Here is a 15298-nt window from a genome sequence, read left to right as displayed (position 1 = left end):
CAGCATGGTGGTTCACCCGTCGGTCAGCTGGAACCGCCGTACCAGCGACGTGGGATCCCTCACGGCATTCCACAGCCCGGCGGCGAGTAGCAGCGCACTCACGACGAAGCAGACCCAGAACACGGCCTGGGCTCCGGTGGCGAGGTCGTAGGTGCTGCCGTCCTCGTGCAGGCAGTACGCCTGCGGAGGGAAAGCCTTGGAGACGCCGACACCGCCGCCGTAGTACATCGTGCACGGATCCTCTCCGGGATCCTTGATCGTGTCGTCCGCCGAGACGACCAGCAGCCACGCCACCGCCGCCACCGGAACCGTGACGAACACGCTGACCTTCGCCCAGGTCGGCAGCCGGGGATGGGTGAGGAGTCCGGCCAGCGCGATCAGTACGACGGCGCAGACGAGGACGCAGACGAGGGCGGCGAGGAGTGCGGTCACCGGGAGGTCTCGGCGGCCTTCCAGGGCCCCACGCCCAGCTTCCCCGTCGTCCCGAGGTCCAGTTCCGGGACCACCGTCACGGGGGCGGCGCCCGTCTTCGGCCGTACCCGGACGTACGGCGCGTTCACGGGGTCGCCGACACCGGCCTCGGTCGTGTTCCGCCACGCGATCGTCGTCTGCGCCGCCTCGCCGGGCTGGAGCACGACGGGGGTCGGGCTGCCCTCCCCGCCCAAGGCGGTGCTGATCTGCTCGGTGCCGCGCAGGAGCCGTACGCCGTCGACGGACTCGTGGTCCTCGTCGAGGAGTTGGAGCTCGGGGTAGCCGTCGAGCCGGTACGGCCGGGTGCCGCAGTTGACGAGATGCAGGCCGACGACCCGCAGCCCCATCGCAGCGTCCCCCTCATCGGCGTAGACATGCACCCCGGACGCCGGGCACGGCCCCGACGCGGACGAGGCCTCGTCGACGGGCACGCTGCGCACCTTGCCCACCTCGACGCCGGACACCACGGAGGCGAGCTCGGGTGCCTCGACGGTTCCCTTGACGGTCCGGCCCGGGCCGACGGCCTCGACGGTCCGCGTGACGTTCTCGGCGCCGGCTGCCGTGCGGAACGCGAAGGTCACCGTGTAAGTGGCCGTCTTCGCCTCGGGATTGGTGACCTGGAAGGTGACGGTGCGGGCGGTCGTGCAGCCGGTGATCTTCACGTCCTCGGACTGCTGGGAGTACGGCGGGCAGGAAGCGGTGGCGGTACCCGGTCCCCCGACGCCCTGCGAGGCGGTCTGTGTACCGCACGCGGTGAGGAACAGGACACCGGCGAAAGCGACGGGAACAGTGCGCGCGACGAGAGGCATTCGCCCACCCCACCACATCTCCCGTCACAGGCGTGTCACAGAATCCCAAGGGCGGGGAATGACAAAAGCCCCGCCGCTGAATAGCGACGAGGCTTTTGCCACTGTGTTCATTGAGAAACATGGGGTTGTCCCCGAAGGGACGAGTGGAGATGGCGGGAATCGAACCCGCGTCCAACGGTGCGGAATCAGGACTTCTCCGAGCGCAGTTCGCTGTGATTTTCTCGGCCCCGGCGATCACGCGAACAAGTCGCCGACGGGCCCAGTCACTGTTTGTTTTCCCGTCCGGCCCCGTGACCGGGCCGAACGGTTTAGTCCCCTAGATTATGCCAGGATCCGGGTCGGGAACACTCCCGGGCTGACACCCGTTAAGGGCCTTCTCTCGCTACCTAATTAGGCAGCGAGGGCGAAGGCGCGGGAATCGCTCTTGGAATTGGCGATTATTGGTTGCGACATATGGTTTACGAGATCATTGCCGCTTCCTCGGCTCGCTTCCCCTGCTTCGACAGCCGCTGTCGAAACCGATCATCCCCATGTTGTTTTGTCAATGCCCCTCAACGAGAGGCGCGCACCCTCGGTGAGGTGCGGTACCCATCGTACGTGACCAACGCACGCCGATGCCAGCCTATTCCTACTGGCCCCTACGGCTCCCTACGGGCCCCTACTGACCCCGCTGCCTGCGCTTCGCCGCCGCGATGGCCCGGTCCGACTCCCGCCGGTCCTGCTTCTCCCGCAGGGTCTGGCGCTTGTCGTACTCCTTCTTTCCTCGCGCGAGCGCGATCTCGGCCTTGGCCCGGCCGTCCTTGAAGTACACCGAGAGGGGCACGATCGTGTGACCCGTCTCCTGGGTCTTGGACTCCAGCTTGTCGATCTCCTCGCGGTGCAGCAGCAGCTTGCGCTTGCGGCGCGCGGAGTGGTTGGTCCAGGTGCCCTGCGCGTACTCGGGGATGTGGGCGTTGTGCAGCCACGCCTCGCCCCCGTCGATCTGGACGAAGCCGTCGGTCAGCGAGGTCCGGCCCTGGCGCAGCGACTTCACCTCGGTGCCGCTGAGCACGATGCCGGCCTCGTAGGTGTCGATGATGGCGTAGTCGTGCCGGGCCTTCTTGTTCTGGGCGACGATCTTCTTCTTGCCGCCCTTCTCGCCGTCCTGCGCCTTGGCGGCGGCCCCGCCCTGCTTGGGCTGGGACTCCTTCGGTACGTACATTCCCTTGCTCATAGTGCCGTCCATTTTCGCACTACGGAGGGGGTGGACGGGAAGTCGTTTACGACGCGGGTCCCAGCCCGCTGAGAACGGTCTCCGCCCGCTCCAGGACCCGCTGGTCCGCGTCCAGGTCCGGGGTGATGCCCTTGCCGTCGACGCCGCGCCCCGAGGGGGTGCGGTAGTGGCCGACGGTCAGCTCGGCGACGGAGCCGTCGGGGAGCCGGCTGGGCATCTGCACCGAGCCCTTGCCGAAGGTGCGGGAGCCCACGACCACCGCCCGTCCCCGGTCCTGCAACGCGCCGGTGAGCAGCTCGGCCGCGCTCATCGTGCCGCCGTCGACGAGCGCGACCAGGGGTCTGGTGGTGTCGCCGCCGGGGTCGGCGTGCAGGGCCTGCTGGGCGCCTTCGACGTCGTAGGTGGCGACGAGGCCGCCGTCGAGGAAGGCGGAGGCGGCGGTGACGGCCTCGGTGACCAGTCCGCCGGAGTTGCCGCGGAGGTCGAGGAGGATGCCGGAGGCGGCGGGGGCCTCTCGTACGGCGGCGCGGACGGCGTCGCCTGAGCCCTTGGTGAACGAGTCGATCTTGATGACGGTGATGCCGTCGGCGAGCTGTCGAACGGTGACCGAGTCCGTGGACAGACTGGCGCGGCGCAGGGTCTCGCTCCACGCGCGCGTGCCGCGTTCCAGGCCCACGGTCACGGCCGTACCGGCGGCCGCGTCGGTGGCGTCGCCGCGCAGTAAGGAGACCACCTCGGTGACCGGCCGGCCGTCCACCTTGGCCCCGTCGATGGTCCGCAGCCGGTCGCCGGCCCGGATCCCCGCGCCGGCGGCGGGCGACCCGGCCCGCACCTTGGTGACCTCGATACGGCCGTCGCGCTCCCGGCGGGCCCAGAGTCCGACGCCGGTGTAGCGGCCGTCGAGGGCCTCCTCGAACTCCTCGTACTCGCCCCGCGAGTACACCGCCCCCCAGCGGTCCCCGCTGCGGCTCACGGCCCGCTCGGCGGCCTCCATGGGGGACTTCCCGGCGGCCATCGCCTCGGCGGCGGCCTCGGCGACGTTCTCGTGGTGCCCGGCCTGGGTGGCCGAACCGACCCCGCCCTGCGGGCTTTTCCGGTCGCTCTCGGGCAGCGACCCCGTCGCCGCCCCCGCGACCAGCACACTCGCGAACACCAACGTCAGGGCCGCCCCGCGGCCGAAGCGGCGGGGCTGACAGAACAGGTCTCGGCCTGACATGCGGGTGAGTCTAGGACAACGCGAAGGGCCGCACGGTCGGTTGACCGTACGGCCCTCTTGGCGTGTGTCACACCCTCAGGTACTTGCGCAACGCGAAGAACGCGGCCAGGGCGGGCATCAGCAGGCTCGTCGCCAGGATGAGCGGGAGTTTCGTCAGGACGGCGTCCCAGCCGATGAAGTTGATCAGGTTGAGCTTCTCGGACAGGGCCAGCCCGTGGTCGATGATGAAGTACCGGGCGACCACGAGGAATCCGCAGGCGACCGTGCCTCCGATGAGACCGGCGACGGCGGCCTCCATGATGAACGGGGCCTGGATGTAGAAGCCCGAGGCGCCGACCAGGCGCATGATCCCGGTCTCACGCCGGCGGCTGAACGCCGAGACACGCACCGTGTTGACGATCAGCATCAGGGCGACGACCAGCATGAGGGCCATCACCGCGCGCGCGGCCCAGTTCATGCCGTTGAGGAGACCGAAGAGGTTGTCCAGGATGCCCTTCTGGTCCTGCACGGACTGCACGCCGTCCCGGCCGTCGAAGGCGGTCGCGACGACCTGGTACTTCTCCGGGTCCTTCAGCTTGATGCGGTACGACTCCTGCATCTGGTCCGGCGTGAGGGAGGCGGCCAGCGGGGAGTCGCCGAACTGCTCCTTGTAGTGCTTGTACGCCTGGTCCTGGGACTCGTAGGTGACCTTCTCGACGACGGACATCTTGTCGATGTCGCCGAGGATCTCCTTCTTCTGGTCGGCGGTGACCGCGCCCTTGGCGCAGTTGGGGTCCGACTCGGCGTCGCTCTTGTTGCAGAGGAAGACCGAGACGTTGACCTTGTCGTACCAGTAGCCCTTCATCGTGTTGACCTGGTCGCTCATCAGGAGCGAGCCACCGAAGAGGGCCAGGGACAGGGCTACGGAGACGATGACCGCGAAGGTCATGGTCAGATTGCGGCGGAGACCGACACCGATCTCGGACAGTACGAACTGGGCGCGCATGGCGTCTGGTTGAGCCTTTCCGTGGACGGGGCGGTCAGTGCTGGTAGCCGTAGACGCCGCGCGCCTGGTCGCGGACGAGGCGGCCCTGCTCCAGCTCGATGACGCGCTTGCGCATCTGGTCCACGATGTTCTGGTCGTGCGTGGCCATCACCACGGTGGTGCCCGTCCGGTTGATCCGGTCGAGGAGCTTCATGATGCCGACCGAGGTCTGCGGGTCGAGGTTGCCGGTGGGCTCGTCGCAGATGAGCAGCTTGGGCCGGTTGACGAAGGCCCGCGCGATGGCGACGCGCTGCTGCTCACCGCCGGACAGCTCACCGGGCATGCGCTCCTCCTTGCCGCCGAGCCCGACGAGGTCGAGCACCTGGGGCACGGACTTGCGGATCTCGCCCTTCGACTTGCCGATGACCTCCTGGGCGAAGGCCACGTTCTCGGCGACCGTCTTGTTCGGCAGCAGCCGGAAGTCCTGGAAGACCGTGCCGAGCTGGCGCCGGATCTGCGGCACCTTCCAGTTGGAGACGCGCGCGAGGTCCTTGCCCAGGACGTGCACCTGGCCGTGGCTGCACCGCTCCTCGCGGAGGATCAGCCGCAGGAAGGTGGACTTTCCGGAGCCGGAGGACCCCACGAGGAACACGAACTCGCCCTTCTCCACTTCCAGGGAGACATCCCTGAGTGCGGGGCGGGTCTGCTTGGGGTAGACCTTGGAGACGTTGTCGAATCGGATCACGGATGCACCACGGTTGGCCGGGGGTAGATGTGCGTGACCATACGCGACCGGGGTGTGCGAGCGCAGGCACCGGTTGCGGTTCCGCAACAGATGTGCGTTATGTGTACCTGCCCAGGGGTGCCCCTCCCGGAGCGCCGAGCCGTTTCCCGGGGAACCTGGCACAGTGGAGGGGGGAACGTTCCGCGTCCGGGGAACGTTCTCTTGGTGGAACCGGCACTAGGAGGGCGAGCGCATGACGTACGACCGGCTGGTGTGCGCCAACTGCGCGGCGCCCGTCAATGAGGGCCGCTGCCCCGTCTGCCGCGCGAACCGCGAGCGGCTGTCGCAGGACAACCTGTTCGCCCAGCTCAACCCGATGGCGCTGATCGCCCTGCTGGCGGTGCTGATCGCGGCGGTGGCCCTGCTGGCCCACCAGACCGCGTAGCCGCCGCACCGAACGACCGAGGGGCCCGGAGCGCGTAGCGCGCTCCGGGCCCCTCGTCGTGTTACGTGCGCACCTGGCGTGTGCGCGTGGCTACCGTCAGGCGGCAGCGCCGCCGCGGCCGCCCACGAGGCGCGGCAGGATGCGGAAGCCGATACCGCCGGCGATCATCGTCGCGGCACCGAGCAGCAGGAAGGTGGTCTGCGCGGCGCCGGTCTCGGCGAGCTCGCCGCCGCTGCCCTGGGCCGCGGTGTCCGAGCCGGTGTCGGTGAGGGCGGAGGTGCCCTCTTCCTGCGCGGAGGTGTCGGAGCCGCCGTCGGGGTCGGCGTTGTTCCCGCCGCCGCCGTTGCCGCCGTCGTCGCTGCCGCTGTCCCCGCCGTCGTCGGTCGGGTCCTCGGAGGGCTCCTCAGTGGGGTCCTCGGTCGGCTCGGTGGGCTCTTCCGTGGGCTCCTCGGTGATGGGCGGCTCCTCGGTGGGAGGCTCCTGCGTGGGCGGCTCCTCGGTCGGGATCTCGGTGGCCGGCGGGCTCGACACCGGCGGCTCCGGGGCGGGCGGCGTCTCGTCGTCGGCTTCGGTGCTGACGTTGACGCCGACACCGGCGACGTTGACGTCGATCTCCAGCGCGGATGCGGCACCGGCCGCGGTCAGCGAGGCACCGGCCGCGATCACGGCACCGGCGGCTATGCGCGCGATCCGGATCCGCGTCTTCTTGGTCATAAGGTTGCTACCCCCAGTAGCTCATCGTCAGTGAGGCGGCGCTCGGGGCCGTGATCGACGGGGGTGGCAGGGCTCAACTCCCCCGGTTCACATGCGCCCCAGAGATACGCATGCCACGCTTTACCCTTCCCATTTTTCAAAGCAACGTCAAGGCCGTTGCGTACGCGATGTCCGGGTAAGGGTTCTTTGCCGGGGAACAGAGCCTGTGAGTGTGATGTAAAACCCAGACATCCGGGTACGCAAAAGGCAACTGCCGCCGGGTCGGCGGCAGTTGCCTTGTCGACAAATCCCTGTCGGTTACTTCTCCTGCTGCTTGCGCCAGCGAATTCCGGCCTCGAGGAAACCGTCGATCTCGCCGTCGAGCACGGCCTGCGGATTTCCGACCTCGAACTCGGTGCGCAGGTCCTTCACCATCTGGTACGGGTGCAGGACGTACGAACGCATCTGGTTGCCCCAGGAACTGCCGCCGTCCTTGAGGGCGTCCATCTTGGCCCGCTCCTCCTGGCGCTGCCGCTCCAGCAGCTTCGCCTGGAGGACGTTCATGGCGGTGGCCTTGTTCTGGATCTGCGAGCGCTCGTTCTGGCAGGAGACCACGATGCCGGTGGGCAGGTGGGTCAGCCGGACCGCGGAGTCCGTGGTGTTCACGCCCTGGCCGCCGGGACCGGAGGAACGGTAGACGTCCACGCGCAGGTCCGACTCGTCGATCTCGACATGGTCGGTCTGCTCGACGACCGGGAGCACCTCGACACCCGCGAAGGAGGTCTGACGGCGGCCCTGGTTGTCGAAGGGCGAGATCCGCACGAGACGGTGGGTGCCCTGCTCGACGGAGAGCGTGCCGTAGGCGTACGGCACCTGCACGGCGAAGGTGGTCGACTTGATGCCGGCCTCTTCGGCGTACGACGTCTCGTAGATCTCGGTCTTGTAGCCGTGGCGCTCGGCCCAGCGCAGGTACATGCGCTGGAGCTGCTCGGCGAAGTCGGCGGCGTCGACGCCACCGGCCTCGGCGCGGATGTTGACGAGCGCCTCACGGGCGTCGTACTCACCGCTCAGCAGCGTCCGGACCTCCATCTCGTCCAGCGCCTTCTTCACGGAGGCCAGCTCGGACTCCGCCTCGGCGCGGGTGTCCGGGTCGTCCTCCTCCTCGGCCATCTCGAAGAGCACGGACAGATCGTCGATCCGCCCGCGCAGGGCCTCGGCCTTCCGCACCTCCGCCTGGAGGTGGGAGAGCTTGCTGGTGATCTTCTGCGCCTCGTCCGGGTTGTCCCACAGGGACGGCGCGGCCGCCTGCTCCTCGAGCACGGCGATGTCTGCCCTCAGCTTGTCGAGGTCCAGAACGGCCTCGATCGACTCCATGGTCGAGGAGAGGGACTTGAGCTCTTCGGATACATCGACGACTGCCACGCCTCCAGCCTAACGGCTGTGGCAACCGACCTCGGCCGGGCGGGCGTCGAGTGCGGCCTCCCAGCCCGTCCGGCGTTTGAGGACGAGGCCCCTTGAGGGCCGAAGGGGGGTCTGGGGGCACAGCCCCCAGGGATGGGACGGGTAGGGGCGGCGGGGGCGAGCAACCGGACGCGCACCCCCACCGGCCGTCACGGAGACGCCGGCGCCGAGTTCTTCGTGTCCTGGGGGGTCCCGGAGTCGTCCCCCGAGGTCGCGGCCCATGTGCCGACCCCGGCCGCGGCCACCAGCACCACCGCCGCCACGCTCACCACCACCCGGCGCCGGCGCGTGGCCGCCCGGTTGCGCGCGGAGCCCGGCCGCGGCGCGCCCGCCGCCCTCGGCACCCGTGCCGTGCCGTGCGCGCCCCCCGCCAGCTCGTCGGGTGCCGGCACCCTCATCGACGTATGGGTGTCGCGGTTGGAGTCGGCGGGCTTCGCGCCCGGGACCAGGGGTACCGCGCCCCGCCGTACCGGGCGCGCGGAGACCGGCTCCTCCGAGGAGGACAGGAGCTCCTCGGACTCCTCCTCGTCGGCGTCCGGCTCGTCCACGTCCAGCGGCGGCATCCCGGCCACCAGCGGCAGCAGCTCGCGCAGCCGTGTCCCCAGCTCCGAGGCGCGCAGCCGGGAGGCCGGTGCCTTGGCGAGGCACTGGACGATCAGCTGCCAGAGCTCGTCGGGGATGCCGGGGAGCGGGGCGACGGTCTCGGTGACGTGGCGGCGCAGGACCGCGCCCGGGTGTCCGCCGCCGAAGGGGGTGAAGCCCGCGAGGAGCTCGTAGAGGACGGTCGCCAGCGCGTAGATGTCGACCGCGGCGCGGGGCGGCAGGCCCTCCACGATCTCCGGGGCCAGATAGTCCGGCGTGCCGATGATCTTCGTCGCCCGGGTCCGGCGCGGGGTGTCGATGAGCTTCGCGACGCCGAAGTCCGTGAGGAGGGCGCGGTGCGAGCCGCCGGGGCCCAGCGGGCCCTGCATGTCGAGGAGGACGTTCTCCGGCTTGACGTCCCGGTGCACGACGCCCGCCGCGTGCGCGGCCGCGAGCCCGTCGGCGATGTCCGCGACGATCGCCACCGCGGCCTCGGGCGCCAGCCGCCGGTCGCGGTCCAGGCGGGTGCGCAGATCGGTGCCGCGGACCAGGTCCATGACCAGCGCGAGGTCGTTGCCGTCGACGACCAGGTCACGGACCGAGACGACGTTCGGGTGCTCCAGGCCGAGCAGGGCCGTGCGCTCCTGGACGAACCGGCCGACGAGCTCCTCGTCGGACGCGAGGTCCTCGCGCAGCAGCTTGATGGCGACGGGCCCCTCGGGCCCCTCACCCAGCCACACCGTGCCGGCACTGCCCCGCCCCAGGATCTGGTGGGCGGCGTACCGGCTGCCGATCTTCCGTGTCAAAGCTGCTCCTACGGACGCGTGTTGGCGACAAAGCTACGCGTCAGATGAGCCGACCTTCACCACGGAGGCGGAAATCACCCGCCAGGTGTCGACAAATCTCCAGAGTCACTGTCCGGAGGAGCCGCCCAGGTCCCCGATCCACCCGGACACCGTGCCGATCCAGTCGCCGATCTGGTCCCAGTAGCTCTTGCCCGTGCCGATCCAGTCCTGGAGCGGGCTCAGCTCCCAGATCAGCCAGCCCGCGACGAACAGGATGACGATCGTGAACAGGCACCCCTTGAGGCAGCCGAGACCCGGGATCTTCATCGGGTTCGCGCTGCGCTGCCGGGGCTCGCGCTGGGGCTGCTGCGGCTGCTGGGGCGGCGGGGGTGCGTACCGCTGCGGGGGCTGCTGGGGCTGCGGCTGGGGGGCGTACCGCTGCGGCTGCTGTTGCTGAGGCTGCTGCGGCGGATAGCCGCCGTAGCCCTGCTGGGGCTGCTGCGGCTGCGGGCGCTGCTGGGGGCGCGGCTGCTGCTGCGGGCGCTGGACCTGCCGCTGGGGGCGGCGGCGCAGCGGGTCCTGGTTGGGGTCGAGGTACTGGACCTGCGTCTGCTCGTTGCGGTCGCGGGCGGCGCGCAGCTGGTTCTGCCAGGGGTGCGGGTCCTCGGGCCCGCCCTGGCCATGCTGTCCCTGCTGTCCCGGCTGGCCGGGCGGCACCGGCGGCATGACGGCCGTCGGGTCGGCCGCGCCGCGGTTCGGGAGTACGGCGGTGGGGTCGGCGGCGCCGACATGCGGCAGGACGTTGGTCGCGGCGTTCGGGTCGTACGCCCCCGCGCCGTGCGGCAGCACCTGCGTGGGGTCGACGGAGCCCGGTACGGCCGCAGGGGCCGGGTCGGGTACGAGGAGCGCGGCGACGTTCTCGGCGGCGGCGATCTGCCCGGAGTTCGCGTGCACGCCGACGCCCTCGGCGACGACCCGGAGGCCGCGGGCGAGGTTCTCGGCGCTGGGCCGGTCGTCGGGGTTCTTGCGCAGACAGCGCTCTATGACCGTCCACAGCGGGTCCGGGACCGTGGAGGGGCGGCGGGGCTCGGCGCTCAGGTGCTGGTGGAGGACTTCCAGGGCGGAGCCGCCGGAGAACGGCGGACGGCCGGTGACCAGCTCGTACAGCAGGATGCCGGCGCCGTAGATGTCGACGGCGGAGGTCTGCGGGCGGCCCTCGGCGGACTCGGGGGCCACGTACGCGGGCGTGCCGACGAACTCGTGGGTGCGGGTCAGGCCGGGAGAGTCCGCGAGGCGCGCGATGCCGAAGTCGGTCAGCAGCGGGTGCATCTGGCCGCCGTGCTGCTGGAGCAGGACGTTGGCGGGCTTCAGGTCGCGGTGGACGACGCCGTCGGCATGGCTCGCGGCGAGCGCGTCGGCGATCTGCGCGGTGAGCAGGGCGGCGCCGACGGGGCTGAAGGGCCCGTTCTCGCGGAGGTACCGGTGCAGGTCGGGGCCCTCGACGAGGTCCATGACCAGGGCCAGCAGATCGCCCTCGACGACCAGGTCGCGGACCCGGACGATGTTGGGGTGGGTCAGCCGGAGCAGGACGGAGCGCTCCCGCAGGAACCGCATCACGATGTCCGGATCGCTCGCGAGCTCCTCCTTGAGGACCTTGATCGCGACGGTCTCACCGGGCTGGCCCTGCACGGCCGCCTCGGCGCCCGCGGCCTCGCGCTGGCGGGCTCGCCAGACGGTCCCCGTGGCACCGCGTCCGAGCGGCTCCTCGAGGAAGTACTTGCTGCCTACCGGCCGCACGTCATGCGCTCCCTGCTTGCTTGCCTGCGTTTCCGACCCACTGTAGTGCCGTCCCCCGAAGCACTACGTAGTCGCTGCGAAGCCTGTTCGCAGGAAAGACGCTCGACCTCGGTCTCTTGGTTGCCGGGAGCGGACGTGACCGATCTCAAGTGATCGCCGACGTCGCACTGGTCAGGCACTTTTGGGGCAGAGCTGACCATTCAAGATCACTTGCCCTCGGGGGGCGGGCGCATTGTCAGTGGCAGGTGCGAGGATGCCTTCAGTACTGGCCGATGTGCTCGTGCGGCGGTGGGGGAAGTCCGCGGTGTGGGGGACCGCGGGGTGGCTTCGTCCTCGTTCCGCGGGTGCCCGCGCAGAAGGGACCGCTGACGGCGATGCAGATCCGGCTGACCGTCGTAGACCCGCTGGCCCCGTCCGCGGAGACGGCCCCCGGCCGTGCCGCGAGCTGCGACGTGCTGGTCACGGCGCCCGCCGGGACGGCCCTCGCGGCGATAACGTCCGCGCTGGCCTCCGCGGTCTCCGGCGACGGCGCGCCGCCCTCCGGCACCGGACAGCCCGTGCTGTACGCCGGTGCCGAGCGGCTCGACGCCCAGCGCTGCACCCTCGGCGAGCCCCCGCTGACCGACGGCGCCGTGCTCGCCCTCGGCGCCCCCACCGACCCCGAGCCGCACCCCGAGGTGGACGACGCGCCCACCCGCCTCGACGTGGTCGCGGGCCCGGACGCGGGCGGGGTGCACCTCCTGCACGGCGGCCGCGTCGAGATCGGCCGCTCCGCCGACGCCGACGTCCCGCTCGACGACCCGGACGTCTCCCGGCTGCACTGCGCGGTCACCGTCGCCCCCGACGGCCGCGTCTCGGTCGCCGACCTCGACTCCACCAACGGCACGATCCTCGACGGCACACGCGTGGGCACCCGCCCGGTCCGCTTCGCGCCGGGCGCGTTGCTGCGCATCGGGGAGTCCGCCCTCCGCCTCGCCCCCGCCGGCGGCCCGGGCGGACGCCTGCGCACGGCCCCGGACGGCGAGGGCCACGTACGCGTGACGGACCTGGACCCGGAGGCCTCCGCCGGTCCGGAGGGGCCTTCCGGACCGACCCGGCACGCGTACGGCCCGGCGGACCTGGGCGGCGCGCAGGCGCAGCGCGGCGTGGAGCGGGGGCGTGCGGAGCAGCTCGTGGTGCCGGGACAGGGCGTGGCGCCCCGGATCGAGAGCAGGGGAGCGCAGCCGTACGACACGAAGGGCGCCGTCTCGCGTCGGCGGGTGTCCCAGGTGGCGGTGACCGGCACCGGGAGCGACCGGGAGACACACGGAGGACGGCCGGGAGCCCTTGGCGGTACGGCGGCGGGTGGGCGCACCGGCGCCGGCGACGTCGGCCCGCCCGCGGAGGCCACCCGCACCACGGCATTCGACGGTACGGCGGTGGCCGCGGGGCTCGCGGATCCCGGCGCCGGCACGGCCGGCGAGTCGTCGGAGTCCGGTGCCGCCGACCCCGCCGCCACCGACCCCGCCGCCACCGACGAGCACGCGCGCGCCACGGACGTCCCGGCGGGCAGCCGCCGCAAGGGCACTCCCCTCCGGGGGACCGACGTACCGCCCGGCGTACGCAAGCGTGGCGGCCTCGGTGCCTGGGCGCGGAGGCTGACCGGTGGGCGCGGCGAGCCGGGTACGGCGGACGGACCCCGCGCCCACGACGAGGCGGCGACCCACACGGCACCCTCGCCGTCGGCTGCCGCCCCGCACCAGCCGGAGACCTGGCCGGACCCGGCGGCGCTGCTGCTGACGGCGCTGGGACCGGGGCCCCGCCTGTGGGAGCGTGGGCCCGGTCACCCGGAAGCGCTCACCGTGCGGCTGGGCACGGCCGACCGGGCGGCGCCGGACGGCTCGGGGCTGCTGCCCGCCGTCCCGGTCACCGCCGATCTGCGCGAGGTGGGGGCACTGGGGCTGGCGGGTCCGCGCGCGCGGCTCGCCGGACTGGCCCGCGCGGTCGTCGCCCAGCTCGCCGCGCTGCACTCCCCCGACACCCTTGAGATAGTCCTGATCAGCGCCGACCGCTCCCGCTCCCTGCCCGAGCGCACCACCGAGTGGTCCTGGCTGGGCTGGCTCCCGCATCTGCGCCCGGGGCACGGGCAGGACTGCCGCCTCCTCGTCGCGTACGACCGCGAACAGGCGACGGCCCGCACGGAGGAACTCCTCCGCCGACTGGAGGAGACACCGCACACCGCGAGTGCCCCCGTACCGCCCGCCCCGGACAAGAGCGCGGCCCGGCGCCCCTCCTGGGCCCGGGACGACGACGCCGACCAGGCGCCCGGCTTCGAGGGGCCGTACACCGTGCTCCTCGTGGACGGCGATCCCGGTGGCGCCGATGTCCGCGAGGCCGTGGCGCGGCTGGCGCATGAGGGGCCGAGGGCCGGGATCCACGTGGTCTGTCTCGCCGAGACCGCACCGGCCTCGCCCGCGTCGCCGGTGACGGAGACCTACGAGACGGCGTGCGCGGCGTCCCCGGCGTTCCGGGAGTGCGGCGCGGTCGCCCTGCTCAGCGGGGATGTGGCGACGGCGTTGCGGCTGCTGCGGGTGGCGCGGGGCGGGACGGCACCGTCCACGAGCGGCCCCGCCGAACGCACCGGCACCACCGAACGCACCGGCCACGCCACGGCGGACCACACCCACGCCGATCGCCCCCGCCCCGACCAGAACACCTCCTCCGGCACCGCCCCCACCCACCACGGCACTCCCGCCCGCCACTTCACCTCCCACTCCGCCTCCCACGCCACCTCCCTCTCCGAGCCCCTCTCCGCCCACCCCACCGGCCCCGTCGGTCACGGCACCATCGCCGCCGTGGACGCCGTCTCCCCCGCCTGGGCGGAGCGGTTCGCGCGGGCGTTGGCGCCGTTGCGCACGGAGGGCGCCGGAGGGGAGCGGCACGCGCGCGTGTCCGCGCCGTTGCCTCAGATGGCGAGGCTGCTGGACGAGTTGGGGCTGGCGCGGGCCACCCCGGCGTCGCTGATGGCGCGTTGGGCGGACGCGGCGGACGACACGGAGGCGCTCGGCGGACGGGCGCGGGCCGTGCTCGGGGCCGGGCCGCGCGGGCCGGTCTGCGCGGACCTCGTGGCCGAGGGACCGCATCTGCTGATCGAGGGCCCGGCGGGCAGCGGCCGTACGGAACTGCTGCGGGCGGTCGTCGCGTCGCTGGCCGCCGCTGAACGGCCGGACCGGCTGAGCATCGTCCTGATGGACGGCCGGGACAGTGTGGGCACGGGCGGGAGCGGCCACGGGGAGGGCTTGCGGGTCTGTACGGACGTACCGCATGTGACCACCCATCTCACCGCCAACGACCCGGTGCGGATGCGGGAGTTCGCCCAGTCGCTGAGCGCCGAGCTGAAGCGGCGGGCCGAGTTGCTGGGCCGTTCCGGGTTCGCGGAGTGGCACACCGGGCGTGAGCTGTCGGGCCGTATGGTCGCGCAGCGGGGAGCCTCCGCGAACGGCGACCTCGACAGCCCGCCCAGCTCCACCATGCGGCTGCGGCCCGCGGCGGCCCGTCAGCAGACGGACCCCGCGCCCCCGTTGCCTCGACTCGTCGTGGTCGTGGACGACCTGGACGCTCTCGTCTCCCCCGCGCTGGGCTCCCCCGGCAGACCCTCGGCGGGCTCGGTGATGCGGGCGCTGGAGGCCGTGGCGCGGGAGGGTGAGCAGCTCGGCGTCCATCTCGTCGCCGCGGCGGCCTCCGGTGGGCGTACGGCGGAGTCGGAGGCGGCCCGGCGGGCGGCGCTGCGGGTCACGCTGGACGCGGTGGCGCCGGGGCCGGACGAACCGGCGCCGGGGCGCGGCCGGTTGACCTGGGCGGACGGCCGTACGACCGCGTTCCAGGGCGGCCGGGTCACGGGACGCATCCCGCGTACGGCGACCCTGCGCCCGACCGTGGTCCCCCTGGACTGGCACCGCATGGGCGACCCGCCCGCCCGGCGCCCGGTGCGGGAGCTGGGCAACGGCCCGACGGACCTGGCGCTGCTGGCGAGCGCGCTGGAGCGGGCGGCACGGGAGGTCGCGGCGACGGAGGTCCCCTCGCTGCTCTAAGCGGACCCGGTGAAGTCGGCTGCGGTACGGCAGCGCCGCTAAGGGGCGCGGGGAACTGCGCGACCAGC

Annotated in this window: 12 protein-coding genes and 1 other RNA gene; 2 read left to right on the top strand and 11 right to left on the bottom strand. The window is 72.2% G+C overall.

Features of this window, described 5'->3' with window-relative positions:
• Positions 1 to 12: 12 nt before the first annotated feature.
• From ABZ928_RS51080 to ftsE, 7 genes are all read right to left on the bottom strand, one after another.
• Positions 13 to 432: a hypothetical protein gene (locus tag ABZ928_RS51080; protein ID WP_361536264.1), complete on the bottom strand. Its 420-nt coding sequence runs from the start codon at positions 430 to 432 to the stop codon at positions 13 to 15.
• Positions 429 to 1280, bottom strand: coding sequence for a DUF4232 domain-containing protein (locus ABZ928_RS51075; RefSeq protein WP_361536262.1), 852 nt, complete (start codon positions 1278 to 1280; stop codon positions 429 to 431). The genes ABZ928_RS51080 and ABZ928_RS51075 overlap by 4 nt, the downstream gene beginning before the upstream one ends.
• Positions 1281 to 1421: 141 nt before the next feature.
• Positions 1422 to 1810, bottom strand: a transfer-messenger RNA (tmRNA) gene (gene ssrA / locus ABZ928_RS51070).
• 128 nt (positions 1811 to 1938) lie between these two features.
• Positions 1939 to 2481, bottom strand: a complete 543-nt coding sequence (smpB, locus tag ABZ928_RS51065) for an SsrA-binding protein SmpB (protein WP_361536308.1) — start codon at positions 2479 to 2481, stop codon at positions 1939 to 1941.
• 58 nt (positions 2482 to 2539) lie between these two features.
• Positions 2540 to 3709, bottom strand: coding sequence for a S41 family peptidase (locus ABZ928_RS51060; RefSeq protein ID WP_361536260.1), 1170 nt, complete (start codon positions 3707 to 3709; stop codon positions 2540 to 2542).
• A gap of 67 nt (positions 3710 to 3776) precedes the next feature.
• Positions 3777 to 4694, bottom strand: a complete 918-nt coding sequence (gene ftsX, locus ABZ928_RS51055; RefSeq protein ID WP_361536258.1) for a permease-like cell division protein FtsX — start codon at positions 4692 to 4694, stop codon at positions 3777 to 3779.
• A gap of 34 nt (positions 4695 to 4728) precedes the next feature.
• Entirely contained in the window at positions 4729 to 5418 is a 690-nt protein-coding gene (gene ftsE / locus ABZ928_RS51050; protein ID WP_059192143.1) for a cell division ATP-binding protein FtsE, read from the bottom strand.
• Positions 5419 to 5650: 232 nt separating this feature from the next.
• Here ftsE and ABZ928_RS51045 point away from each other — a divergent pair, with 232 nt between their 5' ends.
• On the top strand, positions 5651 to 5842 hold the full coding sequence (locus ABZ928_RS51045) for a hypothetical protein (protein WP_361536256.1): 192 nt from the start codon (positions 5651 to 5653) through the stop codon (positions 5840 to 5842).
• A gap of 96 nt (positions 5843 to 5938) precedes the next feature.
• Here ABZ928_RS51045 and ABZ928_RS51040 read toward each other — a convergent pair whose 3' ends face one another.
• The 4 genes from ABZ928_RS51040 to ABZ928_RS51025 form a co-directional block, all read right to left on the bottom strand.
• The gene (locus tag ABZ928_RS51040; RefSeq protein ID WP_361536254.1) at positions 5939 to 6556 is read right to left on the bottom strand and encodes a hypothetical protein; all 618 of its coding nucleotides are present in this window, start codon (positions 6554 to 6556) and stop codon (positions 5939 to 5941) included.
• A 297-nt stretch (positions 6557 to 6853) separates the two neighbouring features.
• On the bottom strand, positions 6854 to 7957 hold the full coding sequence (prfB, locus tag ABZ928_RS51035) for a peptide chain release factor 2 (RefSeq protein ID WP_361536252.1): 1104 nt from the start codon (positions 7955 to 7957) through the stop codon (positions 6854 to 6856).
• A gap of 188 nt (positions 7958 to 8145) precedes the next feature.
• A complete protein-coding gene (locus ABZ928_RS51030) occupies positions 8146 to 9384 on the bottom strand; it encodes a serine/threonine-protein kinase (RefSeq protein WP_361536250.1) in 1239 nt (412 codons plus the stop codon).
• Between the two features lie 105 nt (positions 9385 to 9489).
• Positions 9490 to 11160, bottom strand: a complete 1671-nt coding sequence (locus ABZ928_RS51025; RefSeq protein WP_361536248.1) for a serine/threonine-protein kinase — start codon at positions 11158 to 11160, stop codon at positions 9490 to 9492.
• 374 nt (positions 11161 to 11534) lie between these two features.
• Here ABZ928_RS51025 and ABZ928_RS51020 point away from each other — a divergent pair, with 374 nt between their 5' ends.
• Positions 11535 to 15230 (top strand): FHA domain-containing protein, encoded by a 3696-nt coding sequence (locus ABZ928_RS51020; protein WP_361536306.1) that lies wholly within the window; start codon positions 11535 to 11537, stop codon positions 15228 to 15230.
• Positions 15231 to 15298 lie beyond the last annotated feature (68 nt).

The organism is Streptomyces sp. NPDC046909 (assembly GCF_040644695.1).
Taxonomy (GTDB): domain Bacteria; phylum Actinomycetota; class Actinomycetes; order Streptomycetales; family Streptomycetaceae; genus Streptomyces.
The sequence above is the reverse complement of the archived record's forward strand: the minus strand, read 5'-3'. Positions and strand labels throughout refer to the sequence as shown.

Bases quoted from the DNA above. Each gene is read 5' to 3' on its own strand.
- ABZ928_RS51075 (WP_361536262.1), bottom strand. From the start codon at position 1,280: ATGCCTCTCGTCGCGCGCACTGTTCCCGTCGCTTTCGCCGGTGTCCTG.
- smpB (WP_361536308.1), bottom strand. From the start codon at position 2,481: ATGTACGTACCGAAGGAGTCCCAGCCCAAGCAGGGCGGGGCCGCCGCC.
- ABZ928_RS51060 (WP_361536260.1), bottom strand. From the start codon at position 3,709: ATGTCAGGCCGAGACCTGTTCTGTCAGCCCCGCCGCTTCGGCCGCGGG.
- ftsX (WP_361536258.1), bottom strand. From the start codon at position 4,694: ATGCGCGCCCAGTTCGTACTGTCCGAGATCGGTGTCGGTCTCCGCCGC.
- ABZ928_RS51045 (WP_361536256.1), top strand. From the start codon at position 5,651: ATGACGTACGACCGGCTGGTGTGCGCCAACTGCGCGGCGCCCGTCAAT.
- ABZ928_RS51040 (WP_361536254.1), bottom strand. From the start codon at position 6,556: ATGACCAAGAAGACGCGGATCCGGATCGCGCGCATAGCCGCCGGTGCC.
- ABZ928_RS51020 (WP_361536306.1), top strand. From the start codon at position 11,535: ATGCAGATCCGGCTGACCGTCGTAGACCCGCTGGCCCCGTCCGCGGAG.